We start from the raw sequence: 26,516 nt of genomic DNA on the forward strand, positions 1-26,516 counted from the left end.
TTATTTTAAAACATTCTTCCAGCAAGTAAGGTAAGTCTTATAAAGGTAAAAATATCTCCATTTTTTAGATTTATAGGGGAATTAAGTTCTTCAATAACATCTTCATTTATAAGCACTTTGTAAATTCCATCTTCAAATGCTTGTAATGCAACTTCTATTGCTTTTTCTACAGATTGTTTATTTTCATTATAAATAGAACCAAACCCAACTTTTCCAATATCAGCTTGGGATTCAATTTCTTCATTAGTTAAGAAGTTTACTATTGATTTTTCTGGGATTTTCTCATTATATTCAAGAACATTTTTAGATACAATTTCAGAAATAGCCTCTTTTAGGCAATTGATGTTGTCAGATAAATCAAAGGGGGTAAGTTCTAGCATGGGTTTACGTTTGCCAACAGCTTTAACTCTAAAATAAATTTGCATAAAATCACCTCGCAAAACATTAAGTATATATTTAAAAATTTATCTATTTGTTATATTATATCATTTTGTAAATTATTAATGTGAATTATGAGATTATTTTACAAAAAATAGAAAAAAAGCTATCTTAAAGTCTAAAAAAGAAATAAAAGATAACTTTTAACTATGAGTATATAGAATTATAACTATACATTTATTAAATTTTAATTTTAGAATTACTTTTTATATCTATCTTTTTTTATTTACAAATTTTGGTCCTAAATATTTTTTTATTTCTTCTTCAGGAGAAAAATCATCAATAAGTATTTCTTTTCCAGTATCCTCGAATACTACAAGAACTTCACAGTCACCTTGTAAGAAAAATTTTCTAACAGTATCTTCTTTAACTTCTCTAACCTTTATCACATTCTTTTTTTCTTTTTCGAAGTCTTTTGTGTAATAACTTCCCATCATATTAATTATTTTTGTATATCTATTCATAAAATGCCTCCTTATGCGATTAAATTTTGAAAGTATGTTATAATAATTGTTTGTATTAACTTAATAATTATAACAAGGAGTAATAATAATGACTAGTATAAAAAATAAAGATATTTTAAATTGTATAAATTATTCCATTAAAAATGAGCTCTTTGATGAACTAAATGATGTATATAAATCTTTGCCAACAGGAAATTGTTCTGGATGTGGAAGTTGTTGTATGGAATCAGTAGGTATAAATTTAATTGAGTTTTTGAATATATTTTGTTATCTTGAAGATAGAGTTGATTTAAAAAGAAATTGTATAAGTAAGGTATTAGATTACTACTTTGAAGAGTATACAAGGAAGAATTCATGTCCATTTAAAGATAATAATAATAGATGTTTGATATATGAAGTTAGACCACTAAATTGTAGACTGTTTGGACATTGGAAAAAAGAAGACTATAATAAAAATTTAGATAATGTCACTAAGAAAAATAGCGATTATAAAGTATTGATGAAGAAACAATACGGATTTGAGATAAATGATGAAGTGGTAAACTATAGAATAGATTATTGTGATAGCTTTGTTCCAGACAAGGATTATTTAAGTAAATCTGAGAGATTAAGTTTTTCTGATAAACTTATGATATTAGATTCAAAGATTTATTCTAATGGACTCATAGATATAGATTTTAGAGATAGAGGGATAGTTGAATATTTTATAGAGTCATTACTTTATAGAGACTTATCCTATAATGTAAAAATAAGGATATCTAAAGAGTATAAAATAAGAAGAAGAACTATTAATAGAATAAAAAGGATTGTTCTTGTAGATTCTCATATTAGTAAGTAATAAATTGTAGCATAAATATTGTCAAAATGAGGTGAAGAAGGTGAATCTTACAAAAGTAAAAGGAAATACCTTTTTTATAAAAGGTGGCACGAATACAGGAATATATGTATTTGAAGATAATACAGCACTTATGATAGACCCAGGATTATGTGGTTCAAGACCTAGGAGAGTAAATAAAGTTTTAGATGAAAATGAAATACAAGTTAAATATATTATAAATACTCATGGTCATGATGACCACTATGGAGCATGTAACCAATTTAAAGCGTATTATAAAGATGTGTGTATAATGTCATCTAAATACGATAAATTATATATAGAAAATCCAGAACTATTTTCAAAGTATATTGTCGGGGGAAAGAGCAATATATTTATGGATAATATTTTAAAAAATAAACTGTTGGATGATATAAAAATAGATAAATCTATAGAAGCTGGCAGGCTTGAATTAAACAATGAAATGTTTGATATAATTGAATTTCAAGGTCATACACCTGGAAGTATAGCTGTTTTGACAAAGGATAAGGTGATTTTTGTTGGAGATTTATTGATAGGACATGAAATTCTATCAAAATATGATTTCTTGTTTTTATATGATATACAAGAACAAATAAATTCATTAGAGAAATTAAAAAATATAGATTTTGAATACTTAGTTTTAGGTCATGGTAAACAAGTAATATCAAAGGAAGATTCTCATGAATTAATCGAAAAACATTTAAATGCTCTAAAAAAATATTTATATCAAATAAGGAAATTACTTGAAGAGCCTAAATCTTTAGAAATTTTATTAAAAAACATTATAAATAACAATAATTTAAGCAATAATTATAAAGAGTATCATTTTTTTAAATCTTCATTAGTATCTGTTATAAGTTACTTAGTTGATTTAGGAGAAATAGGATATATATTGGAGAATGGGGAATTGCTTTACTATACAAAAACAAAATAAATTATGATAAAATAAAGAAGGTCATAAAAAACAAATAAAGGGTGAGCAATATGGAATACGAAAAATGGAATGAAATACTAGCGCCTTATGAACATGCAGTAGAAGAATTGAAAATAAAATTTAAAAATATAAGAAAAGAATATTTAGCAAAAGGTGAATATTCTCCCATAGAGTTTGTTACAGGCAGAACAAAAAAAATATCTTCCATAATATCTAAATTAAAGAGGATAAATGCAAAAGATATAGAAACTGAAATAGATGATATTGCTGGTATAAGAATAATGTGCCAGTTTGTTGAGGATATATATGCTATAGTTGATTTGATAAAAGTAAGAAATGATATGACTATAATAGGAGAAAAAGATTATATTACAAATTACAAAGATAGTGGTTATAGAAGCTATCATGTTATAATAAAATACCCTATAAACTCAATTGCGGGTTCAAAGGAAATTATATGTGAAATACAAATAAGAACTCTTGCAATGAATTTCTGGGCTACAATAGAACATTCATTAAAATATAAATATGACCATTACATACCTGAGACTCTAGCTGAAAGACTTAGAAGGGCATCTGATGCTGCGTTTCTTTTAGACCAAGAAATGAGCGAAATAAGAGAGGACATAATGAAAGCTCAGGCTATGTATCAAATGAAGTCTATAGCTATTAGAGATACTCTAAATAGAATACAAGAATTATATGACTTGGGTGATACACACAAAGCTATGCAGTATCAAAGAAAATTGGATAGAACTGAAACAGATAAAAATATAACCGAGATATTGGAATTAAAACAAGAAATAGATATATTACTAGAGCAATATAAAAATACCAAGGTAGATGATAAAGTAGTTCAATAAAAAGCTACTTATAGAAAATTTGCTAAATATTAATGGGGCTGCCTCTTAATGGAAAATAATTTCTAAAAAGAGACAGCCTATTTAGTGTAATCAAGAAAGGAATGATATTATGAGTCTATATGCTATAGGTGATTTACATTTTTCAACATCAGTCAATAAGCCAATGAATATTTTTGGAAGTAATTGGGATGGTCATGAAAAGAAGATTATAGATAATTGGAGAGAAGTAGTTAAAGAAGAAGATTTAGTCTTAGTATTAGGAGATACGTCTTGGGGAATTAATTTATCAGAAGCTAAAAAAGATTTAGATATAATAAGCGAACTTCCAGGACAGAAGATACTTATAAAGGGAAACCATGATTATTGGTGGACAACTGTTACAAGTTTAAATAAATTATATGAAAACATGAGTTTTATTCAGACGAATTTCTATGAATATAAAGATTATGCAATTTGTGGAGGTAGGGGTTGGATATGCCCTAATGATGTCAAATTTGATGAGACTGATGAGAAAGTTTATAAGAGGGAAGAAAATAGAATAAGATTATCATTAGAGTCTGCTCGTAAAAGAGGTCACTCAAAAATAATTGTGATTACTCATTATCCTCCTACAAATGATAAATTAGAAGAATCTTTATTTACAAAGCTATTTGAAGAATATAATGTAGAGAAAGTGATTTATGGTCATTTACATGGTAAAGAATCTTTTAAAATGGGATTAAAGGGAATTCGAAATGGAGTAGAATATATATTAGCATCCTGTGACTATACAGAATTTAATTTAATAAAAGTTAACGATTAAAAAACATAAATTGGTAAATACTATAAGATACATGATTAAAAATAAATATTTGAGGGATTTCGGTTTTGAGAAAGGAGACACGACTTATGAGGTGGATATTAGTTTTTATATTTTTATATCTTATTCCTTTAGTAGTGATATTCAGAAATTACAAGAATTTTAAGAGGTCTTGTATCTACAGTAGTATTTATGTGGTATTAGCTACAACAATAATGATAAGTAATATTTATATGAGTGGACTTAATAAGATAAAAGAATCTATGTATTATCACAATTATATTTCTGATGAGACATATGATGAAAAGTATGTATCAAATTTTAACGAGAAAGAAAGTACTGATTTAAAACAAAACAAGACAAAGAATGAAGAATCATCAAATAACAAAGAATTAGATATTCAACAAGATAAAAATGAACAAAATAAGGAAAGTAATGAAGATAATACGAATTTAAAAGAAAATAGTGATTCAGAGAATAATATTTCAAAAAATGATAAATCAGAAGGGCAAGAAAATACAACGAAAGAAAGTAGTAATCAAACGAATAAAGAAAAAAATAATGAAGATATAAAAAAAATAGATATAGAAAGTATAGGAATTTTTAAGAAAGAAATTTATAATATAGAAAGAGTAGCTTTAGTTCCAATGAGAGAATGTATACCTTACACTAAGGATATAGCAAAAAATATAACTAAATTGTCTAGTATAAAAAAAGATGTTACAAATGCTAGAAATAAGTGTAAAGAAGTTGTAAAAGAGTATAAAAATATGCAGATTCCGGAACTTTCTAAGGAAGAGTATACAGAAACATTGAGTAATGCTAGAGATGATGTAAAGAAAGCATATGAACTTAGAGAAAAATCTATGGAAAGTGCTTTAAAGTTAATAAATACTAAAAGTCCTAAATATATAGGGAAAATAACTGAGTATCTTGACTTGTCAGATAAGCAGATAGAAAGTTTTAAAAATAGATTGAATGATTTAAAAGAAGAAATAAATAAAGCAGAAATAAATAGTATTGATTAATAAGAATTAAGGATATAAGTTAAAAGGGAGATTAAGATGAATAAGCAGAGTATTGGAAAACTAAATATGTTTTTTATGGGGATTACTCAAAGAAACCTTGATAATAAGGATTTTTTTATTGAGTTAGAAGTGATTTTTAAATCTGGAAGAAAAGAATTTAAAGGAGTGGCAATAGAGGAAGATAATAAGTATAAATTTAATTTTAAAGGAAAATCAGATTTATATACATTTAATGAATTGCTTAAGAATATTTCTAAAGAAGCAGAGAACTATGATAGTTTAGTATTTAAATATATTGAGAGAGGAACTATCGTTGTAGTTGAAGGTGATAATAAGAAGGTAAATGTAAAGTATTTAGACAACATAGAAGAAGTACCTAAAATAGATGAATTTACAGCATCTCAAATAAAAAACAGAGATTATTATGTAAAAGTAGGACAAGCAAATGCACTTTTAAAAGAAATTGGAGTACTTACAAAAGATGGTAAGATAAAAAATGATAAAATAAGAAAGTACAATCAGATAGACCATTTTGTGGAATTGATAGATGGTATTTTAAAAGAAATACAGGATAAAGACTGTATAACAATCTTGGATTGTGCTTGCGGAAAATCCTATCTAAGTTTTGTTTTAAACTTTTATATAAAAGAAGTATTAAAGAAAAACTGTTATTTTATAGGTATAGATTATTCAGATGTAGTTATAGAAGCATCAAGAAATATGGCTAAAAACTTAGGATATAAAAATATGTCATTTATAAAAGAAGACTTGACTAATTATACACCAAATAGAGATGTAGACCTTGTGATAAGTTTACATGCTTGTGATACAGCAACGGATATGGCAGTAGGTCTAGGAATTAGAGCAAAATCTGAAGCCATAGTAGTAGTACCATGTTGTCATAAGGAGTTATTAGGGCAATATAAATATGAAGCTATGGAACCAATATTAAAACATGGAGTATTTAAAGCTAGATTTGCAGATTTAATAACTGATGGTTTAAGAACACTGTTATTAGAAGGCAATGGATATGATACTTCTGTAGTAGAATACATATCTCCACTGGATACACCAAAAAATTTAATGATAAGAGCAATAAAAACTAAAACAAATAATGACAAAGCATTAAAAGAATATAGAGAGCTTAAGGCTCAATTTGGAGTTGAACCAACTTTAGAAAAACTTATATATTAACTAAAAATGTAAAATTTACGAAAAGCTTGCTTAAATATGCAAGCTTTTTGGTATTATATAGGTATAGTCATATCTAGAGTTTTGATTTATAATTAAAGCTGTGCTATAATATTTGATTAACCAAATTAATAAACGTTACATGGAGGTAAAAATGAACAAATTGAATATATGTATTGATATAGATGGAACAATAACAAGCCCTTATCATTTTCTTCCATACCTAAATGATATTTTTAATAAAAATATAACTGAAGCAGAGTGTATAACACATAATTGGGAAGAATTATATGGTTCAGGAATAAGAGATGTATATGCAGAATTTAACAATAAGTATATACATTCCTATGATGAAGCAATGATTGTGGATGGTGCTATTGAGGTAATTGGCACATTATCTAAAGGACATAATTTATCTTTTGTGACAGCCAGACATGAGTGTTTAACTGATGTAACTAAAAACTGGTTATCAAGACAAGGATTTTCAGATATAGATGTTTACTTATTAGGAAGCGATTATAAAGTTGAAAAGGCAAGAGAGCTGAGTTGTGATGTATTTATAGAAGATAATCCTTTAAACTCAGTACAACTAGCTGATGCTGGAGTTAAAGTAATACTTCTGGACACTAACTATAATAAAGATGTTAGACATCAAAATATAGTTAGGGTTAATAATTGGATAGATATTGAAAAAATTATAAAACAAAGCGTTTAAAAGATTTGTAAATCGAAAGGGGGAGCATATGATAGATTTAAAACTTGAAAATAGAAAAGGAAAGATTCATGTAAAGAGCAGTGAAGTAAAAGATATTTTAGAATTGCGTCCAGACTTTGAATATGTACAAGATATATCAAATACTATAAATCAAGAAAACATATTGGTATTTGATTGTCAGTTGACAGGAAATTCTTTTGATATGGATGATTTAGATATAGAAGAAATATTAGAAGAATTGGGTGAAGAAATAGATGAGTCTTATTTCAATGTTTTATTTGAAGATGTAAGAGCTTATTTAAAAGATGCTACTGATGAGATAGAAGCAGATTTGCAAGAAAATTACTTATTTGATAATTTGAGATGTTATTTTGATATATACAACATAAATCAAGAATTTACCGATTTTAAGTTTGTATTTTTAGTTTCTTTTAAAGATATAAAAATTTCTTCATTAGCAAACCTAGCTAAGATTGTTTCTAAAAGGCAGCTTATAGGTGCATCTAAATTTTATAGTTAAAATTGAATCGTATGATATTAAGAACTAGTAACCTGTAAAAACATTAGGTTACTAGTTTTTTATTTGTACCTTTTTACAAAATTTCAGAAAACTATTTACATTATTAAAAAAGTAATGTATATTAAACATAATGTACAATATAATGGATAAAATCAAACTGAGTTACTAAATCCATTAAACAAGTAAACGATTTATTTTTAGCTGAGTATATTAGGAGGAGAATTTATGCAAAGTCTAAACGAAATAATTTCAGAAAATTTAAAAAAAATAAGGAAAGAGAAACATCTTAGTTTAGATAAGATTGCTCAACTTAGTGGAGTAAGTAAAAGTATGTTGTCCCAAATTGAGAAATGTGAGGTAAATCCTACTATATCTACTTTAAAGAAAATAACTAATGGACTAAAAATCTCATTTACATCATTAATGGAGAGACAGGAAAGTGATATAGAATTAGTTAAAAAAAGTGATGTAGACCACTTCATTGAAGATGATGGAAAATATGTAAGTTATCCAATATTTCCATTTGATTCTAAAAGAAGATTTGAAATATTTATGATTGAAATAGAAGAGGGTGGAAATTTAGATTCAAATGCTGAACTTCCAGGGACACAAGAGTTTATAACTGTTTTTAGTGGTGAGGTAACAATTAAAATAAATGGAGAAGATTATACTGTGTGTAGTGGTAACTCTATAAGATTTAAAGCAGATGTATCACATATATATAGAAACTCAGGTAAGGGTATAGCTAAAATGAGCATGGTAGTATATTATGTATAAATAATTTGGTGAAGTATATAATTAGATTTAGATGATTTTAAGTATGAGGTTGTATTTAAGTAATGGGAGTGTGATTTATGATGATTAACAAAAAAGGTGTATTTTTCTTTTGTAATGATTTAAAGAAAGACCCAGTGGCAAATAGTGTGATTAAGTGTTGTGAGGAAATAATGGATTTAAAGCAAAGTGATATTGTCATTGATGAAAGTTTTGCATTAGAATTTATAGATAAAAACAATAATTTATTTCAGTTTGTAAAGACAAAAGATGTAATAAGTCATGACTATAAATATTATTTGCCAATTTTAAATAGATATTTCAAAGATTATGATTTCGCAGGAGTTGTAAATTGGCATGAAGGAGAAAATGCTCCAGAGCAGATTTTAACAGCTCATACAATTGGAGATGTACCAACAGGAGTGTTTGGAAATTCAAATCCAAGATACTTTAAAAACCTAATTAATGCAATTGAAGATATAAAAAATGAAAATTTACTTGATGAATTCACCACATTAACAGAAGCAACTCATTGGTCTGGTACAACATATGGTGAAGAAGCTGGATTAATTACAGAATATTCTGTACCTATGTTAGACATAGAGATAGGAAGTAGTAGTGATAGTTTTAATAATAAGATAGCAATACAAGTATTAGCAAAATCACTAGTTAGAGTATTTGATAATGATGAACCTTTAAAAACCTTATTATGTGTTGGAGGGATTCATTTTGAAAAATCTTTTGCAGATATTATAAAAAATAAAGAATACAACATATCAATTGGACATGTATTGCCAAATCAGTGGATTGTAAGTGGGATGTATGATGATGAATTTGGATTTGAGAAATTAGAAAAGTGTGTAAATAGTATTGAAGGTGGGATTGATGGGATAGTTTTTCACGATAAATTAAAAGGTACTTATAAAGAGCAATGCCGTAAATTAGGTGAAAAGCTTAATGTACCTGTATTTAAACATAAAATATTAAAAAATCCAAAAGATTTGCCTATATGGTAGTTATGCAATCAATATAATAATAAGTCAGATTAATTTTTAAGTGAGGTCAAAAATGATATTATCTTATTTTGCATTATTAATTAGAGTAGTGCTATTAGCTTTTGAAAGAGTAGTTGTAAGGTTATTAGGTGATGAAGAAGGAGATATTTATAAAAATATAGCATCATCATTTTTATTTTTCTTTATTGGAGGAGTATGTTTACTTCCATTTAGTATAATGGATAGAGTTAGTGATTGGTCTTTTTTAATACCGTGTTATATAAGTAGTTTAGTTTATTCAATTGGCTCAGTGGCATATGTAACATCTTTAGCAACTGGTGAAGTTTCACTTGTGACTCCAATAAATAGTCTAAATTCTTTGTTTCTATTACTTTTATCAGTTATATTTTTAGGTGAAGGTTTAAGTTTAGCAAAAGTCGCAGGAATTATAATTATGATTGGTGGAGTATTCATATTAAAAAAAGTAAGTTCTTTTTTAAAAAATGTATCTGTAATTTTTAATAACTTGCCATGCAGATTGATGTTTTTGTACATATTTTTACAATCAGTAGGGAGAGTATTGGATAAGGCGTTTTTTGTGCAAGTATCTCCTATACTATATTCGACTATACTTTATTTCTTTGTAGGATTAAATCTATTTGTATTTTTAGCATTTAAAAAGAAACAAAAGATAATTTATGAGATTTTTAGGAATAAAAAAGGTCTATCAATTGTAAGTGGTGCTATTAATGGATATTCTTATTTAGCATTATTAATCGCTTTAAATAATCTGGAACTTAGTATAGCTGAACCATTTTCTCAGGTATCTATGATAATAACTTTGATACTTGCTCATTTTATGTTCAAAGAAAATATAAAAGAAAAAATACCAGGTTCGATTTTAATACTAATTGGTGGATGGCTATTGTTACTTTAATCGTTATATTAATTAAAAATAAGTAATAAAGAAGTATAATAATTAAAATCAGTTTAATAAATATCTAATACATAGTTAATAAATAGGGAATACAAACATATTTATTTAGATAAATTCGTTTATATTCCCTATTTTTGTTATATTGATTTTTATATTTGAGTTATAACATGAATCTAACAATTATTAGTTCTTATGTCTAACTCTTAATGGTATATCAAGTTTTTTTGCTAATTGCTTAGATTCTTCTATTTCCTCTGGAGATATTTCATCTACTACTGAAAAAGCCACCTCTTTTATATATTTTTTACAATCTCTTGCGAAATCTAACATATAATCAAATGCTTTTTCTCCAAACTTTGGCTGTGTAACTCTATTGTACGCTTCTTTATTTGGAGCATTAAGACTTATTGATACTGCATCGATAACATCTTTTAATAGAATAGCTGTTTTTTTATCATGTATTAAATCACTTAGACCATTTGTATTTATTCTTGTCTTTATATTGCTTTTTTCCTTTATAAACTTAGCAACTTCTGTTAGCTCATTTATTCTCATTAATGGTTCACCGTATCCGCAGAATACAATTTCATCGTAGTTGTCTAAATTGTATTTGTTGAAGGCTTCTTTTATTTCATCTATACTTGGTTCATGTTCCAACCATAAACTACCGCTATTTGCCACTTCATCTTTTTCATTTCTTATGCAAAAAACGCAACTACATGGACATGTATTAGTTATATTTACATAGATACTATTTTCAATTGTATATAAGATATTCATAATTTTCCCTCCATAAATTTAAATTCTTAATTAAAATAACGTTTTTTAAAATCAAGCTTATCAAGTGCTATACCTAAAATTATAAAGACAATAAAACTTCCTATTGGCTGTAATAAACCAAGTAAGCTCATCACAAATGCACTTGTAAAGCTTCCTATGATTATTCCTTCAGCAAACATATATAAAGCTAACCCTATTATACCTGCGACAATCGAAGCAACTATATTTCTTTTATTTATTATCTTGTCACTTTTAGAAGTGAAAAATAATACAAGTATTGGCTTTATGATTATAGTTGGTATTACCCAAATAGCAGCACCTGTAGATAAGTCAGCTAGACCAGCACCTATTGCAGAGGCGGCTATAGCATAGTTTGTTGGTAAAATGGTTGCAGCTAGATAAATAAAAGCATCTCCTATATGAACATATCCATTATTTCCACCAACTGGGATATGTAGTATATACGCTATTGTCAGACATATTATGGATGCAAATAACGCAGAAGTAACAATATAGGTCGTTTTTTTAGAAGTAACTTTATTCATTTTTTCCAATATACTCCCTCCCTAGAAATCTAAAATTAGCATAATTGTAATGTTTTCTTATACATATATTAATATTAATCATACAATTTTCATAGTTTGTTTAGTGTTTTTTTTGTAAAATACAGATTGTACCCATTCAAATGTATATAAGAAAAAAGGAATAGAATAGTAGTCAAAGTAGAATAAGTATAAATATAATATTTGATGTATTAGAAGTGAATAAATTAGATATAAAAAATAATATAAGAGAGTCTATTGTGTAGACTCTCTTATATTTGGGAAATTAAAGGCTATTTTGTTAGATAATAGCTAATTAATAAAAAAATATATTTATAAAATACTAATTTACTCTGTTAGTAGCAGTTCCTGTTTCTATAACTTCTACAGCACTACTTAAACTAGAATAAACTATATTTTCTATCGCTGTACTAGTGAAGAAGCCAAGGTGATGAGTGAATATAACTTGTTCCATAGAAAGAAGTTTGTTTATTTCTGGGTCAGTTAATTCACCTGGATTCATCTTTTTATTTAAGAATAATCCTTCTGTTTCAAATGTATCAAGGGCAGCAGCTCTGATTTTTCCTGATTCTAGTGCGTCTATTAAGTCCCCTGTCTTAATTAAACCACCACGACCAGTGTTTACTATATAAGCTCCATCCTTCATTATAGCTAGAGTATCTTTGTTTATCATATGTTTTGTTCCTTCAAGTAAAGGAGTATGTAATGTTATAAGGTCAGCTTCTTTTAAAAGGTCTTCTAAAGTATCTTTGTAAGTTAATATATCATTTAAATCATTATTTGGATATTGGTCAAATGCAATTACGTTAGCCCCTAAGCCTTTGAATAGTTTTGCAGAAGTAGCACCTATTTTTCCAGTACCTATAACACCTACTGTAATAGATCTAACTTCTGTTCCAAGAAGTTCAGCTATCCAACGATAGTCACCTTCACAGACTTTTTTCTTTACTAAAGGAGTTTTTCTTAAAAGGTTCATAGCTTGAGTAACAGCTAATTCAGCTATTGCATTAGGTGAATAAGAAGGAACATTAGTAACAATAAGCCCATTTTCATTAACTAAACCAAAATGTATCATATCCATTCCTGCAGTTCTTGAAGCTATAACTTTAACTCCAGCATCTTTTAAAGTCTCATAAATATAAGGGTTATCTATATAGTTAGTTTGTTGTATAGATATACCATCATACCCTTTAGCTTTAACCACATTTTCTTCAGTCATGTTTTCAGGATAAATATCCACTTGAACATCCTGATGCTCTTCAGACCATTGTTTTATTACTGGTTCTTCATAATCGCGTGCTCCAAATACTAGTATTTTCATATCAATACCCTCCTGTAATTATTAAATTATATGGTGATTTTTCATTTAGAAATAATATGTAACATATAAGGCTATGTTTTTTATACAAAATTTTTAAGGTTAAAAATTTAGTTTTGAAATTGTTTTCCCTGTCATATTTTGATATTTAGTTATTTTTTATTTAATGTAATAATTGCTTTAAAAATTTATCAAAGAAATTGTTATTTTTTAGATAAAATATTATTAAAAATTTATCTAAGTTTGAAATTAGTTAACTAACTTGCTGATTAATTACAATGATAACATGTGTTTTTGAGTTTAGCAATGAAAACTTTTTTTGAAATGTCAAGCTTTTTCACAAAAAAATATATAAAAAAAACTTTTATACGCATAGAAAAAATAGCAAAATGCAAGGGAGAGTTGCATAATGCCACGATATGGAAATAATAATTAAATTGTATATTGTTAAAAAACATTCAAATCAAGCGATATTTTGCTTAAATATAAAGTTGGCACGATAAATGCTTAACAATATAGGTGTAAGACAATAAAACAATAAAAAATAATTTTAATAATTTTTAAGTTATTTTAGATAAGATTAGGAACTTTGACATCAAATAGTTAATATCAAAAAAAGGTATTCCATGAGTGATTTAATCGAAATTTTATAATTGATACTATTAAGGAGGAAAACGTTATGCTTTTAGAAGGAGTTAAAGTAGTAGAACTTTCAAGTTTCATCGCAGCACCATGTTGTGCAAAAATGTTAGGTGACTGGGGTGCAGAGGTTATTAAGATTGAGCCTATAGAAGGTGATGGAATAAGAGTTATGGGTGGAACATTTAAATCTCCAGCATCAGATGATGAAAACCCTATGTTTGAATTAGAAAATGGAAATAAAAAGGGTGTAAGTATTAATGTAAAATCAAAAGAAGGAGTAGAAATATTACATAAATTATTATCAGAAGCAGACATATTTGTAACTAATGTTAGAGTTCAAGCATTAGAAAAAATGGGTATAGCTTATGACCAAATAAAAGATAAATATCCAGGATTAATATTCTCTCAAATATTAGGCTATGGTGAAAAAGGACCTTTAAAAGATAAACCAGGATTTGACTACACTGCATACTTCGCAAGAGGAGGAGTTAGTCAATCTGTTATGGAAAAAGGAACATCTCCAGCAAATACAGCAGCAGGATTTGGTGACCACTATGCAGGTCTAGCATTAGCAGCAGGAAGTTTAGCAGCATTACATAAAAAAGGTCAAACTGGTAAAGGTGAGAGAGTAACAGTAAGTCTTTTCCATACAGCTATATATGGAATGGGAACAATGATAACAACAGCACAATACGGAAATGAAATGCCTTTATCAAGAGAAAATCCAAACAGCCCATTAATGACTACATATAAATGTAAAGATGGAAGATGGATTCAATTAGCTTTAATACAATACAACAAGTGGTTAGGCAAATTCTGTAAGGTTATAAATAGAGAATATATATTAGAAGATGATAGATACAATAACATAGATTCAATGGTTAATCATGTTGAAGGTTTAGTTAAGATAGTTGGAGAAGCTATGTTAGAAAAAACACTAGACGAGTGGTCAGCTCTATTAGAAGAAGCAGACTTACCATTTGAAAAAATCCAAAGCTGTGAAGACTTATTAGACGACGAACAAGCTTGGGCAAATGACTTCTTATTTAAGAAAGAATATGATAGCGGAAATACAGGTGTCTTAGTTAATACTCCAGTTATGTTTAGAAATGAAGGAATTAAAGATTATACACCAGCACCAAAAGTAGGTCAACATACTGTAGAAGTATTAAAATCTTTAGGCTATGATGAAGAAAAAATAAACAGCTTCAAAGATAGTAAAGTTGTAAGATACTAATTAGTAATTCTAGATTTAATAAAAGGAGAATGCTAAAGATGTACACAATGGGATTAGATATAGGTTCAACTGCATCAAAGGGAGTAATTTTAAAAGATGGAGAAGATATTGTAGCTTATGAGACAATATCTTCTGGTACTGGGACTACTGGACCATCAAGAGTTTTAGAAAAATTATATGGCAAGACTGGTCTTGCAAGAGAAGATATTGAAAAAGTAGTAGTTACAGGATATGGAAGAATGAATTATTCAGATGCTGATAAGCAAATAAGTGAATTAAGCTGTCATGCCAGGGGAGTAAACTTCATAATTCCAGAGACAAGAACTATTATTGACATAGGTGGTCAAGATGCAAAGGTATTAAAGTTAGATAATAATGGAAGACTACTAAACTTTCTTATGAATGACAAGTGTGCTGCAGGTACAGGAAGATTTTTAGATGTAATGGCAAAGATAATAGAGGTTGATGTATCTGAACTCGGAAGTATATCTATGAATTCTCAAAATGAAGTATCAATAAGCAGTACATGTACAGTATTTGCAGAGTCTGAGGTTATATCACATTTATCTGAAAATGCAAAGATTGAAGATATAGTGGCAGGTATTCATACTTCAGTAGCAAAGAGAGTTTCTAGCCTAGTAAAAAGAATAGGAGTACAAAGAAATGTAGTTATGGTTGGTGGAGTTGCTAGAAATAGTGGTATTGTAAGAGCCATGGCAAGAGAAATCAACACAGAAATTATTGTACCTGATATACCTCAATTAACGGGTGCTTTAGGAGCAGCGTTATACGCTTTTGATGAAGCGAAAACATCACAAAAAGAAGTGAAAAATATATAAAAAGAGGGATGAAAATGTCTGAAAAAAAAGAAGCTAGAGTAGTAATAAATGATTTATTAGCTGAACAATATGCAAATGCATTTAAGGCTAAAGAAGAAGGAAGACCTGTAGGTTGGTCAACATCAGTATTTCCTCAAGAATTAGCAGAAGTATTTGACTTAAATGTATTATATCCAGAAAATCAAGCAGCTGGGGTAGCGGCTAAAAAAGGTTCTTTAGAATTATGTGAAATGGCTGAATCTAAAGGATATTCTATCGACCTATGTGCATATGCAAGAACAAATTTTGGTCTTTTAGAAAATGGTGGCTGTGAAGCTTTAGATATGCCAGCTCCAGATTTCTTACTTTGCTGTAACAATATATGTAACCAAGTTATAAAATGGTATGAAAATATTTCAAGAGAATTAGATATACCTCTAATAATGATTGATACAACTTTCAATAATGAAGATGAAGTTACTCAATCAAGAATTGATTATATTAAAGCTCAATTTGAAGAGGCTATAAAGCAATTAGAAATTATATCAGGAAAGAAATTTGACCCTAAGAAGTTTGAAGAAGTAATGAAAGTATCAGCTGAAAATGGAAGACTATGGAAATACTCTATGAGTTTACCAGCAGATTCTTCTCCTTCACCAATGAATGGATTTGACTTATTTACTTACATGGCTGTAATAGTTTGTGCTAGAGGTAAAAAAGAAACTACAGAGGCATTTAAATTACTTATAGAAGAATTAGAGGACAACATGAAAACTGGTAAATCTTCTTTCAGAGGAGAAGAAAAATACAGAATAATGATGGAAGGTATACCTTGTTGGCCATATATAGGATACAAAATGAAAACATTAGCTAAATTTGGAGTTAACATGACAGGTAGTGTTTACCCACATGCTTGGGCATTACAATATGAAGTTAATGATTTAGATGGAATGGCAGTAGCATACAGTACTATGTTTAACAACGTAAACTTAGACCGTATGACAAAATATAGAGTTGATTCTTTAGTAGAGGGTAAATGTGATGGAGCATTCTATCATATGAACAGAAGCTGTAAACTTATGAGTTTAATACAATATGAAATGCAAAGAAGAGCAGCTGAAGAAACTGGATTACCATATGCTGGATTTGATGGTGACCAAGCAGACCCTAGAGCTTTTACTAATGCTCAGTTTGAAACAAGAATTCAAGGTTTAGTTGAAGTAATGGAAGAAAGAAAAAAACTTAATAGAGGTGAGATATAATGGAAGCTATTTTATCTAAAATGAAAGAAGTAGTTGAAAATCCAAATGCGGCTGTAAAAAAATATAAAAATGAAACTGGTAAAAAAGCTATAGGTTGTTTCCCAGTTTATTGCCCAGAAGAAATTATACATGCAGCTGGAATGCTTCCAGTTGGTATATGGGGAGGACAAACAGAATTAGATTTAGCTAAACAATATTTCCCTGCATTTGCATGTTCAATAATGCAATCATGTTTAGAATATGGATTAAAAGGTGCTTATGATGAATTATCTGGAGTTATTATACCAGGTATGTGTGATACATTAATTTGTCTAGGACAAAACTGGAAATCAGCAGTACCTCATATAAAATATATATCATTAGTACATCCACAAAATAGAAAACTTGAAGCTGGTGTAAAATACCTAATCAGTGAGTACAAAGGTGTAAAAAGAGAGCTTGAAGAAATATGTGGTTATGAAATAGAAGAAGCAAAAATTCATGAAAGTATAGAAGTTTACAATGAACATAGAAAAACTATGAGAGACTTTGTTGAAGTAGCTTATAAACATTCTAATACTATAAAACCATCAGTAAGAAGCTTGGTAATCAAAAGTGGATTCTTTATGAGAAAAGAAGAGCACACTGAATTAGTAAAAGAATTAATAGCAAAATTAAATGCTATGCCAGAAGAAGTCTGTTCTGGAAAGAAAGTTTTATTAACAGGTATAGTAGCTGATTCTAAAGATATATTAGATATTTTAGAAGACAACAATATATCAGTTGTAGCAGATGATTTAGCTCAAGAAACAAGACAATTCAGAACAGATGTACCAGCAGGTGATGATGCGTTAGAGAGATTAGCAAGACAATGGTCAAACATAGAAGGATGTTCATTAGCTTATGACCCTAAGAAAAAACGTGGGTCACTTATAGTAGATGAAGTTAAAAAGAAAGATATAGATGGTGTTATCTTCTGTATGATGAAGTTCTGTGACCCAGAAGAATACGATTATCCTTTAGTTAAAAAAGATATAGAAGATAGTGGAATACCTACTTTATATGTTGAAATTGACCAACAAACTCAGAATAATGAACAAGCCAGAACTCGTATTCAAACTTTTGCTGAGATGATGAGTTTAGCGTAAGTTCATTAAAATAAATTTACTATAAAATGTGAAAATTGGAGGAAGCTATGTTATATAACAAAGAACAAGAACTTTTAAGAAAAGCAGTAAGAGATTTTGTTAGTAAAGAATTAGATACTTTACCAGCAGAAATGGATAAAACAGGTGTAATGCCTAAGGAATTAATCAAAAAGTTAGCTGAAACAAAATTTATAAGCAGTAATATTCCAGAAGAGTATGGTGGTGGGGGAGCAGGATATGTTTCTTATGCTATCATAATGGAAGAAATAGCTAGAAGATGTGCATCAACAGCTACTTTTGTTACAGCTGGTTCTTCTCTTGCTACATTACCAATACTTTACAATGGTACTGAAGAGCAAAAACAAAAATACTTAAAAGGTTTAGCAACAGGTGAATTAATAGGAGCATTTGGTTTAACTGAGCCAGGAGCTGGTTCTGATGCAGGTGGGCAACAAACAACAGCAGAATTAGTTGGAGACCACTACATCTTAAATGGTAGAAAAACTTTCATAACTAATGGACCATTCTGCGACATAGCTATAGTAATAGCAGTTACAGATAGAAGTAAAGGTCTTAGAGGTACATCAGCATTTATAGTAGAAAGTAAATGGGATGGTTTCTCAACAGGAGCTCATGAAGATAAAATGGGTATAAGAGGAACTGAAACTTCTGACTTAATATTTGAAAATGTTAAAGTTCCAAAAGAAAACCTTATAGGAAAAGAAGGTAATGGATTTAAAATAGCAATGGGTACTTTAGAAGTAGGTAGAATAGGTGTTGCTGCCTTAGCTCTAGGAATTGCTCAAGGTGCTTTAGATGAAGCTGTTAAATATACAAAACAAAGAGTTCAATTTGGTAAGCCTATAGCTAAATTCCAAAATACTCAATTTACTATAGCTGATATGGAAACAAAAGTTTGTGCAGCTAGAGGTTTAGTTTACGATGCAGCACAAAAGAGAGATGCAGGAATGAGAGTTGCTCAAGAATCTGCAATGGCTAAATACTATGCAGCGGAAGTTGCAAATGAAGTTGCTTACAAAGCATTACAACTTCATGGTGGATATGGATTCATAAAAGATTATGAAATCGAAAGAATGTACAGAGACGCTAGAATCGTATCAATATACGAAGGAACATCAGAAGTTCAAAAAATGGTAATTTCATCAAACGTATTAAAATAATAAATAATCTAATGAAATTGGAGGTATAGACTTTGAAAATATTAGTTTGCGTAAAACAAGTTCCAGATACTAACGAAGTAAGAATAAATAAAGAAACAGGTACTCTTATAAGAGATGGAGTTCCAAGTATATTAAACCCAGATGATGCTAATGCATTAGAGGAAGCTTTAAAAATTAAGGATGAGCATGATGATGTAACTATAACAGTTATAACAATGGGACCTCCTCAAGCAGACTTTATGCTAAGAGAGTGTTTAGCTATGGGTGCTGATGATGCAATATTATTAAGTGATAGAGCATTTGGAGGAGCTGATACTTGGGCTACATCAAATACTATTGCAGCAGGTATAGCTAAAGTAGGAGACTATGACATAATATTTGCAGGAAGACAGGCAATAGATGGAGATACTGCACAAGTTGGACCACAAATTGCAGAGAAATTAGACATTCCTCAAGTTACATATGTACAAGACTTTAAAATAGAAGGAAAAGATATAATAGTTCAAAGACAATTAGAAGATGGATATGAATTAATAAAAGTAAGTACACCTGTACTTTTAACAGCAGTAAAAGAGTTAAATGCACCTAGATACATGTCTGTTGATAAAATAGTAAAAGCATATAAACATGATGTAAAAGTTTGGACAATTGATGATTTAGATGTAAATAAAGAAGAGGTTGGTTTAAAAGCATCACCAACTAAAGTATTTAGATCATTTACTCCTGATCCAAGAGGAAAAGGAGAAATCTTAGAAGGTAAAGCTGATGAAATAGCTAACAAAATAATAATCGGTCTAAAACAAAAGCACATTATATAAGTTGGAGGAGTACAAACTATGAATGATATAAAAGATTTAAGTTCTTATAAAAACGTATGGATATTTGCAGAACAAAGAGAAGGAAAAATAGCTCCAGTAGTTATCGAATTATTAGGAGAAGGAAGAAAATTAGCTACAGAAGTAGATGCTGAGCTTTGTGCAGTATTATTAGGAAAAGATGTTGATGGATTAGCTAAAGAGTTAATCACTTTTGGAGCAGATAAAGTTTATGTTGCAGATGATGCTCTTTTAGAAAAATATACAACTGATGCATATACAAAAGTAATAAAAGATGCAATAGATGAAATAAAACCAGAAATAATGCTTTTTGGAGCAACTCATATAGGTAGAGATTTAGCACCTAGAATAGCTTCAAGAGTTGGAACTGGATTAACAGCTGACTGTACTAAGTTAGAAATAGACCCAGAAGATAAGAAAATAAAACAAACTCGTCCAGCATTTGGTGGAAACATAATGGCTACAATCATATGTCCAAACCATAGACCTCAAATGTCTACAGTTAGACCTGGTGTTATGGATAAAGCTGAACAAGACGAAACAAGAACTGGTGAAGTTATAGCATTAGACTACAAAATAACTCAAGATGATATAAGAACTACTGTTTTAGAAACAGTTAAAACTAAAAAAGATTTAGTATCTCTTACAGATGCAAATGTTATAGTATCAGGTGGTTTAGGATTAGGTGGACCAGAAGGATTTGAAATGCTTAAGAAATTAGCTGACAAATTAGGTGGAGTAGTTGGTTCTTCTCGTGCAGCTGTAGATGCTGGATGGATAGATCATTCTCACCAAGTAGGTCAAACAGGAACTACTGTTAAACCAAACCTATACATAGCTTGTGGTATATCAGGAGCAATACAACATTTAGCAGGTATGCAATCATCAGATTTCATAATTGCTATAAACAAAAACCCAGCAGCTCCAATTTTAGAAATCGCTGATTATGGAGTAGTTGGAGATTTACATGAAATAGTACCAATGCTTATAGATAAATTAGATAGCGTTGATGATTTATTAGAAGCTATAAAAGCTTAATAGACACAAATTATATAAATATTACTGATTGAATAAGTCTTATTAGTTAGTAACATGATTATTAACCCTTTGATAAGTTGTTGCTAGTGTGTATTTGTCAGTTATTAAAAAGTCTGTTTGAATAAAATTTTATAATACAAGATAATTTAGATAATCCTTATATATATTGCTTACAAAATGTGAGTTATATTCTATAAGGATTATCTTTATTTTTTTGAATAAGCCTTAAATTTAATTAAATTGTATTAAATAGACAAATAATTACTAAATATGTGATAAAATACAATTAAAAGCAAAATGAAATTTTTAACAAACTATAATCATTAAAATTATATATTAATCACATTTTAATGAAGGAAGCTATTTAAAAAGACAAATATTATAAGGAGTTGGTTGTATGTGCTAATGGTATTTATTGTAAGCAAACAATAAATTTTGTATGTAGTTCAATAAATTACTCAATGAAAGGTGCGAATATTAATGGATAATAATTTAATAGGGCTTATAGAACATGTAGAAAATCCAGCTATTTTATGCAAAGAATCAGGCGAAATAATATATTGTAATCATCTAATAGATAGTATTTTTAGTTTTCTAGATATAAAAAAGCCTAAAAATATAAATGAATTAGATTCTAACTTTGACAAGAAAGAAATTCTGACAGATAGTAAAAAGAAAATAGCTTTCAGAGAATTAAGAATGAATGCACATATATATAATATGAAAGATAATAATAATGAAAATACTATAGTTTATTTATTTGAGAAATCTGTAATATCGGATAAAGTAGTTGAGGATATAATAGAACATATAGATGAAGTTGTTGTTGTATTTAACAAAGATGGGGTAATTGAAAAGATGAATAATGTTAGTGATGAGATATTACCTTTTAAAAGAACTGAAGTACTTGGTAGAAATATAACAGACCTTGTAAGACAAGGATTAGTGGAAGAACCAATAATACTAAATATGCTCAAAGTGAAGAAAAAGATTTATAGAAATATCGTTTACCCTGATGGAAAGCTTATTGCTTATACAGCAGTTCCAAGATGGGATTCCAAAGGAAAACTTACAGGAGGAGTGCTTACAGGAAGGGATATTTCAAGAGTTATTAAGCTTGAATCTCAGATAAGATATAGCGATATATCAGAGGATACAGAGTATATAAGTCAAAGTAAGATTATGGACAACATAAAAAAAGTTGTCAAGAGAGCTGCAGCTTCAGATTCTTCTATATTTATAAATGGAGAATCTGGTGTAGGAAAAGAAATAATAGCAAGAACTATATATAAGTACAGTTCAAGAAGAGAAAAACCTTTTATTGCAATAAACTGTGGAGCTATACCAAATGAACTATTAGAGTCAGAGTTTTTTGGATATGAAGAAGGTTCTTTTACTGGAGCTAAGAAAAAAGGTAAAAAGGGTCTTTTTGAAGAGGCAAATGGTGGAACTATCTTTTTGGATGAGATAGGTGAGTTACCAATGCAGATGCAAAAAAAATTACTTAGAGTTATACAAGAAAATACGATTACTAGAATAGGTGGTAGCAAACCTATAAAGATAGATGTTAGATATATAAGTGCTACTAATATTTCTCATGAAGACCTTAGAAATAACCTTAAATTTAGACAAGATTTATACTATAGATTGAGTGTTATTCCAGTAAAAATACCACCACTTAGAGAGAGAAAAGAAGATATAGTACCATTAGTAAATTATTTCTTAAAGCTTTACAATGAAAAGTATAATAGAGAAGTAGAAGTTTCACCTAAGGTTATTGAATTGTTGGAAGAATATTCTTGGCCAGGTAATATAAGAGAATTAAAAAACATCATTGAAAGATTTGTAGTTTTATCAGCTAAAAATATAATTGGAGAAGATGAATTTAATATGCTTATAAACCTAGATATGATTGATAATGAAACAGATGATTTATCACCAATAGTGGTAAATGGAATTATGAATCTTAATGATGCATATAAAATAGTAGACCAAATAATGATAAGTAAGGCTATAAATAAGTATGGTTCAATAACAAAGGCTGCTGAAGTTATAGGTATATATCCTTCTACTATTCATAGAAAGATAAAAAGTGGGCACATTCATGTATAGTCATTAGTTTAGTAAAGTAATTAGAATTGATGAAACATGATTTATTAGGAAAATGTACATAGATTATATAAATATGTTTTTTATTATTAAATATTGCTGGAAGCTTTGATTCCAGTAATATTTTTTTGTTTTTTTAGATTAAATTAGCTAAGAATTTTAAGACTTAAAGTTACTGTAGGAATAGTAAGGAAAGGATGATTTTATTTATTCTTATAAGTTACAGAGTAAGTTGTTAATCGTAAAAGTATATTTAAAATTATTTATATTAGCACATAAACATTCAGTAAACATTCTTATGATATTATTTAGAAAATAATAAAAAAGGAGATAATAATTATGAAAAAACAATTTATAGCTTTAGGATTAACAGGATTGATTGGTCTAGGAGGATTTGGATTACTTACAAATAAAACATTTGCAGATACTCCTAATAAGGTAAAAATGAGTGTAGAAGAAATAGCTAAGGGGCTTAAAGATGGTACTATAATTAAAGATACTGTGAAAAAAGATAATAAGAATGGAGATATAAAAGAGGGTACTGATAATTATGCAATAATTAAAGAAAAGGAAGATTCAAATAAGAAACAAGGTACTGAGGAGTATACAATAGTTGAGGATAATAAAAAAACATCTGATAAGGCTACTACTAAATTAAGTGCAGATGAAGTAGCTAAAATAATTGAAGAGAATGAAGAAACATCTGATAAAACTTCTGCTAAATTAAGTGCAGACGAAATAGCTAAGGGGCTTAAAGATGGTACTATAATTAAGGATACAGTAGAAAAATAATTTATTTGCTTATATAAAATCTATATACAACTTAAAAGAGATGGCTTATAAATAAAATTAATTATTCCAAGTCATCTCTTTTCTTTTATAAATATTTAAAAGTTATATTAGTTTATAGAGTTAGCAGAACCTAAAACATTATCTATTTTACCTTCAACTACAGCTTGTATAGCATCTCTACCAGCACCAATGTATTTTCTTGGGTCAAATTCTTTTGGATTTTCAGCTAAGAATTTTCTGATAGCAGCAGTCATAGCTAGTCTTAAGTCAGTATCCATGTTTATTTTACAAACAGCCATAGAAGATGCTTTTCTTAACATTTCTACAGGCACACCTTTAGCTCCAGCTATATTTCCACCAAATTCATTACATGTAGCAACTGCATTTTGGTCAACAGCAGATGCACCATGAAGAACTATTGGGAAACCTGGTAATTTGCTTTGGATTTCTTCTAGTATATCGAATCTTAATTTAGCTTCTCCCTTGAATTTGAAAGCACCATGAGAAGTTCCTATAGCTATTGCTAATGAATCAACTCCAGTTCTTTCAACAAACTCAACAGCCTCAGCTGGTTGAGTATATTTGTGAACATCAGAAGTAACATCATCTTCTGTTCCAGCTAAAACACCAAGTTCTGCTTCAACAACAACACCTTTAGAGTGTGCATATTCAACAGCTTCTTTAGTTATTTTAACATTTTCTTCAAAGTCAAAATGAGAACCATCTATCATAACTGAAGAGAAACCAGCATCAATACAAGTTTTAATAGCATCCATATTTGGACCATGGTCTAAGTGAAGAGCTACATCTACACCTATTTCATCAGAAGCAACTTTAACCATTTCAACTAATGTATGAGGTCCAGCATATTTAACAGCTGACATAGAAGCTTGTATCATAACATAAGAATTTTTAGCTTTAGCAGCTTTTAAAACACCTTGTAATTGTTCTAAGTCACTTATGTTAAATGCACCTATAGCAAATCCACCTTCGTAAGCTTTTTTAAACATTTCTTTTGTAGTAATTAATGCCATTTTAAACTCCTCCTATTAACTTTTAAAATTTACCCATCACTTATATTATAACGTTAAATCAAAAAAAGTATATAGTAAATTGTAATAACTATAAATTACAAGTATAATGTTAAATATAAGATAATAGGATTAGATAAAATAATAAAAAATATAAACGTTTTAAGAAGAATTAAGATAAAGGAGACCTAACAATGCCACAGATAAAAATTAGAGGAATTAATGAGAATGATATATGCAAAATAAGTGAAAAAATGATAAATGATTTAGTTGAAGCTGTAAAATGTCCAAGAGATTATTTTGAAATAGAATGTATAAAGTCAGTTGCAATAAGAGATGGTAAAATAGCAGATGTATATCCTTTTGTTGAGATAGCTTGGTTTGATAGAGGACAAGAAGTACAAGATACAGTAGCAAGAATAATAACTGATAGCATAAGAAATAATTTAGATGTAGAAAGTATGGATTTAGCATTTACAGTATTTGAAAAAGAAAAATATTATGAGAATGGAGAACATTTTTAATGGCTAAAAAGCAACGTATAGATAAAATTCTTTCAAATTTAGGTTATGGAAGTAGAAGTGAAATAAAGAAGTATTGTAAGCAGGGGTCTGTAGTAGTAAATGGAAGTGAAGTTTCAAATCCAGGAACTCAAGTAGACACTGAAAATGATGAGATATTATTTAATAGAGAAGAAGTTATATATAGAGAATATATATATTTGATGATGAATAAACCAGATGGATATATATCAGCAACTACTGATAAATATGACCCAACGGTTTTAGATTTAATTGATTTATCATACTTAGCCTTTGAACCATTTCCTGTTGGAAGGTTAGATAAAGACACAGAGGGATTATTAGTTTTAACTAATGATGGGAAGCTTTCTCATAGGGTTTTGTCTCCTAAGAAGCATGTGCCTAAGACTTATTATGCAAAAATTGATGGAGCAGTTACTGAAGAAGATGTAGAAGCTTTTTCAGAAGGAGTAGTACTTGATGATGGATATAAAACTATGCCATCTCAGTTAAATATATTAAAGAGTGATGATGAATCAGAGATAGAGCTTACAATACATGAAGGTAAGTTTCACCAAGTAAAAAGAATGTTTGAAAGTGTAGGTAAAAAAGTAGTATACTTAAAAAGATTGTCTATGGGTAATTTGAAATTGGATGAGAGCCTAGAATTAGGTGAGTATAGAGAGTTAACAGATGAAGAAGTAAAGATGATTGAAGAAAGATAATATAATAAATTGGAGGAAGGTT

At 28.7% G+C, this 26,516-nt stretch carries 28 protein-coding genes; 22 read left to right on the top strand and 6 right to left on the bottom strand.

Features of this window, described 5'->3' with window-relative positions; translation table 11 throughout:
* Window positions 1–5: 5 nt before the first annotated feature.
* Window positions 6–425 (bottom strand): hypothetical protein, encoded by a 420-nt coding sequence (locus ACTG47_RS02305; RefSeq protein ID WP_169468233.1) that lies wholly within the window; start codon window positions 423–425, stop codon window positions 6–8.
* Between the two features lie 225 nt (window positions 426–650).
* The gene (locus ACTG47_RS02310) at window positions 651–902 is read right to left on the bottom strand and encodes a hypothetical protein (RefSeq protein WP_054268922.1); all 252 of its coding nucleotides are present in this window, start codon (window positions 900–902) and stop codon (window positions 651–653) included.
* Window positions 903–990: 88 nt separating this feature from the next.
* Between ACTG47_RS02310 and ACTG47_RS02315 the strand changes: the two genes are divergently transcribed.
* The 11 genes from ACTG47_RS02315 (at window position 991) to ACTG47_RS02365 (ending at window position 10,514) form a co-directional block, all read left to right on the top strand.
* Window positions 991–1,740 (top strand): YkgJ family cysteine cluster protein, encoded by a 750-nt coding sequence (locus ACTG47_RS02315; protein WP_479925945.1) that lies wholly within the window; start codon window positions 991–993, stop codon window positions 1,738–1,740.
* Between the two features lie 40 nt (window positions 1,741–1,780).
* Window positions 1,781–2,692, top strand: coding sequence for an MBL fold metallo-hydrolase (locus ACTG47_RS02320; RefSeq protein WP_479925946.1), 912 nt, complete (start codon window positions 1,781–1,783; stop codon window positions 2,690–2,692).
* A gap of 50 nt (window positions 2,693–2,742) precedes the next feature.
* Window positions 2,743–3,555: a GTP diphosphokinase gene (gene yjbM / locus ACTG47_RS02325; RefSeq protein WP_054268925.1), complete on the top strand. Its 813-nt coding sequence runs from the start codon at window positions 2,743–2,745 to the stop codon at window positions 3,553–3,555.
* 109 nt (window positions 3,556–3,664) lie between these two features.
* Window positions 3,665–4,357 (top strand): metallophosphoesterase, encoded by a 693-nt coding sequence (locus ACTG47_RS02330; protein WP_479925947.1) that lies wholly within the window; start codon window positions 3,665–3,667, stop codon window positions 4,355–4,357.
* An 86-nt stretch (window positions 4,358–4,443) separates the two neighbouring features.
* Window positions 4,444–5,382 (top strand): hypothetical protein, encoded by a 939-nt coding sequence (locus tag ACTG47_RS02335; RefSeq protein ID WP_479925948.1) that lies wholly within the window; start codon window positions 4,444–4,446, stop codon window positions 5,380–5,382.
* A gap of 36 nt (window positions 5,383–5,418) precedes the next feature.
* Entirely contained in the window at window positions 5,419–6,576 is a 1,158-nt protein-coding gene (locus ACTG47_RS02340; protein ID WP_479925949.1) for a class I SAM-dependent methyltransferase, read from the top strand.
* A gap of 151 nt (window positions 6,577–6,727) precedes the next feature.
* On the top strand, window positions 6,728–7,288 hold the full coding sequence (locus tag ACTG47_RS02345; protein ID WP_479925950.1) for a 5' nucleotidase, NT5C type: 561 nt from the start codon (window positions 6,728–6,730) through the stop codon (window positions 7,286–7,288).
* Window positions 7,289–7,316: 28 nt separating this feature from the next.
* Window positions 7,317–7,808 carry a hypothetical protein gene (locus ACTG47_RS02350; protein WP_021382913.1) on the top strand — a complete coding sequence of 164 codons (492 nt, stop codon included), beginning with the start codon at window positions 7,317–7,319 and terminating at the stop codon, window positions 7,806–7,808.
* A 225-nt stretch (window positions 7,809–8,033) separates the two neighbouring features.
* The gene (locus ACTG47_RS02355) at window positions 8,034–8,585 is read left to right on the top strand and encodes a helix-turn-helix domain-containing protein (RefSeq protein ID WP_169468245.1); all 552 of its coding nucleotides are present in this window, start codon (window positions 8,034–8,036) and stop codon (window positions 8,583–8,585) included.
* A 77-nt stretch (window positions 8,586–8,662) separates the two neighbouring features.
* Entirely contained in the window at window positions 8,663–9,598 is a 936-nt protein-coding gene (locus ACTG47_RS02360) for a D-aminoacyl-tRNA deacylase (protein ID WP_479925951.1), read from the top strand.
* Window positions 9,599–9,650: 52 nt separating this feature from the next.
* Window positions 9,651–10,514, top strand: coding sequence for a GRP family sugar transporter (locus ACTG47_RS02365; protein ID WP_169468248.1), 864 nt, complete (start codon window positions 9,651–9,653; stop codon window positions 10,512–10,514).
* 183 nt (window positions 10,515–10,697) lie between these two features.
* On the opposite strand, the gene ACTG47_RS02370 is transcribed toward ACTG47_RS02365, so the two are convergent.
* From ACTG47_RS02370 to ACTG47_RS02380, 3 genes are all read right to left on the bottom strand, one after another.
* Window positions 10,698–11,294 carry a TIGR04100 family radical SAM protein gene (locus ACTG47_RS02370; protein ID WP_479925952.1) on the bottom strand — a complete coding sequence of 199 codons (597 nt, stop codon included), beginning with the start codon at window positions 11,292–11,294 and terminating at the stop codon, window positions 10,698–10,700.
* A 26-nt stretch (window positions 11,295–11,320) separates the two neighbouring features.
* Window positions 11,321–11,848, bottom strand: coding sequence for a TIGR04002 family protein (locus ACTG47_RS02375; RefSeq protein WP_479925953.1), 528 nt, complete (start codon window positions 11,846–11,848; stop codon window positions 11,321–11,323).
* A 331-nt stretch (window positions 11,849–12,179) separates the two neighbouring features.
* On the bottom strand, window positions 12,180–13,178 hold the full coding sequence (locus ACTG47_RS02380) for a D-2-hydroxyacid dehydrogenase (RefSeq protein ID WP_169468254.1): 999 nt from the start codon (window positions 13,176–13,178) through the stop codon (window positions 12,180–12,182).
* A 676-nt stretch (window positions 13,179–13,854) separates the two neighbouring features.
* Here ACTG47_RS02380 and hadA point away from each other — a divergent pair.
* The 9 genes from hadA to ACTG47_RS02425 all read left to right on the top strand — a co-directional run bounded on the left by hadA (window position 13,855) and on the right by ACTG47_RS02425 (window position 24,217).
* Entirely contained in the window at window positions 13,855–15,054 is a 1,200-nt protein-coding gene (gene hadA, locus ACTG47_RS02385; RefSeq protein ID WP_021382914.1) for an isocaprenoyl-CoA:2-hydroxyisocaproate CoA-transferase HadA, read from the top strand.
* Window positions 15,055–15,092: 38 nt separating this feature from the next.
* Complete coding sequence (gene hadI, locus ACTG47_RS02390; protein ID WP_021382982.1) at window positions 15,093–15,893, top strand: 2-hydroxyisocaproyl-CoA dehydratase activator HadI; 801 nt, start codon at window positions 15,093–15,095, stop codon at window positions 15,891–15,893.
* Window positions 15,894–15,907: 14 nt separating this feature from the next.
* Entirely contained in the window at window positions 15,908–17,134 is a 1,227-nt protein-coding gene (hadB, locus tag ACTG47_RS02395; protein WP_169468259.1) for a (R)-2-hydroxyisocaproyl-CoA dehydratase subunit alpha, read from the top strand.
* Window positions 17,134–18,261, top strand: coding sequence for a (R)-2-hydroxyisocaproyl-CoA dehydratase subunit beta (hadC, locus tag ACTG47_RS02400; RefSeq protein ID WP_479925954.1), 1,128 nt, complete (start codon window positions 17,134–17,136; stop codon window positions 18,259–18,261). Before hadB ends, hadC begins: the two co-directional genes overlap by 1 nt.
* A gap of 47 nt (window positions 18,262–18,308) precedes the next feature.
* Window positions 18,309–19,442 (top strand): putative isocaproyl-CoA dehydrogenase AcdB, encoded by a 1,134-nt coding sequence (acdB, locus tag ACTG47_RS02405; RefSeq protein ID WP_021382942.1) that lies wholly within the window; start codon window positions 18,309–18,311, stop codon window positions 19,440–19,442.
* A 32-nt stretch (window positions 19,443–19,474) separates the two neighbouring features.
* The gene (etfB, locus tag ACTG47_RS02410) at window positions 19,475–20,260 is read left to right on the top strand and encodes an electron transfer flavoprotein subunit beta (protein WP_021382957.1); all 786 of its coding nucleotides are present in this window, start codon (window positions 19,475–19,477) and stop codon (window positions 20,258–20,260) included.
* Between the two features lie 18 nt (window positions 20,261–20,278).
* Window positions 20,279–21,316, top strand: coding sequence for an electron transfer flavoprotein subunit alpha/FixB family protein (locus ACTG47_RS02415; protein WP_021382901.1), 1,038 nt, complete (start codon window positions 20,279–20,281; stop codon window positions 21,314–21,316).
* A gap of 480 nt (window positions 21,317–21,796) precedes the next feature.
* On the top strand, window positions 21,797–23,428 hold the full coding sequence (locus ACTG47_RS02420; RefSeq protein ID WP_479925955.1) for a sigma-54 interaction domain-containing protein: 1,632 nt from the start codon (window positions 21,797–21,799) through the stop codon (window positions 23,426–23,428).
* Between the two features lie 336 nt (window positions 23,429–23,764).
* A complete protein-coding gene (locus ACTG47_RS02425; protein WP_479925956.1) occupies window positions 23,765–24,217 on the top strand; it encodes a hypothetical protein in 453 nt (150 codons plus the stop codon).
* Between the two features lie 107 nt (window positions 24,218–24,324).
* On the opposite strand, the gene fba is transcribed toward ACTG47_RS02425, so the two are convergent.
* On the bottom strand, window positions 24,325–25,251 hold the full coding sequence (gene fba, locus ACTG47_RS02430; protein ID WP_479925957.1) for a class II fructose-1,6-bisphosphate aldolase: 927 nt from the start codon (window positions 25,249–25,251) through the stop codon (window positions 24,325–24,327).
* Window positions 25,252–25,442: 191 nt separating this feature from the next.
* On the opposite strand from fba, the gene ACTG47_RS02435 reads away from it, so the two are divergent.
* On the top strand, window positions 25,443–25,772 hold the full coding sequence (locus ACTG47_RS02435) for a DUF1904 domain-containing protein (protein WP_479925958.1): 330 nt from the start codon (window positions 25,443–25,445) through the stop codon (window positions 25,770–25,772).
* Window positions 25,772–26,494, top strand: coding sequence for a pseudouridine synthase (locus ACTG47_RS02440; protein WP_479925959.1), 723 nt, complete (start codon window positions 25,772–25,774; stop codon window positions 26,492–26,494). Before ACTG47_RS02435 ends, ACTG47_RS02440 begins: the two co-directional genes overlap by 1 nt.
* The last annotated feature ends 22 nt before the right edge of the window (window positions 26,495–26,516 follow it).

The sequence above is a fragment of the Clostridioides sp. LIBA-6622 genome (assembly GCF_056716095.1).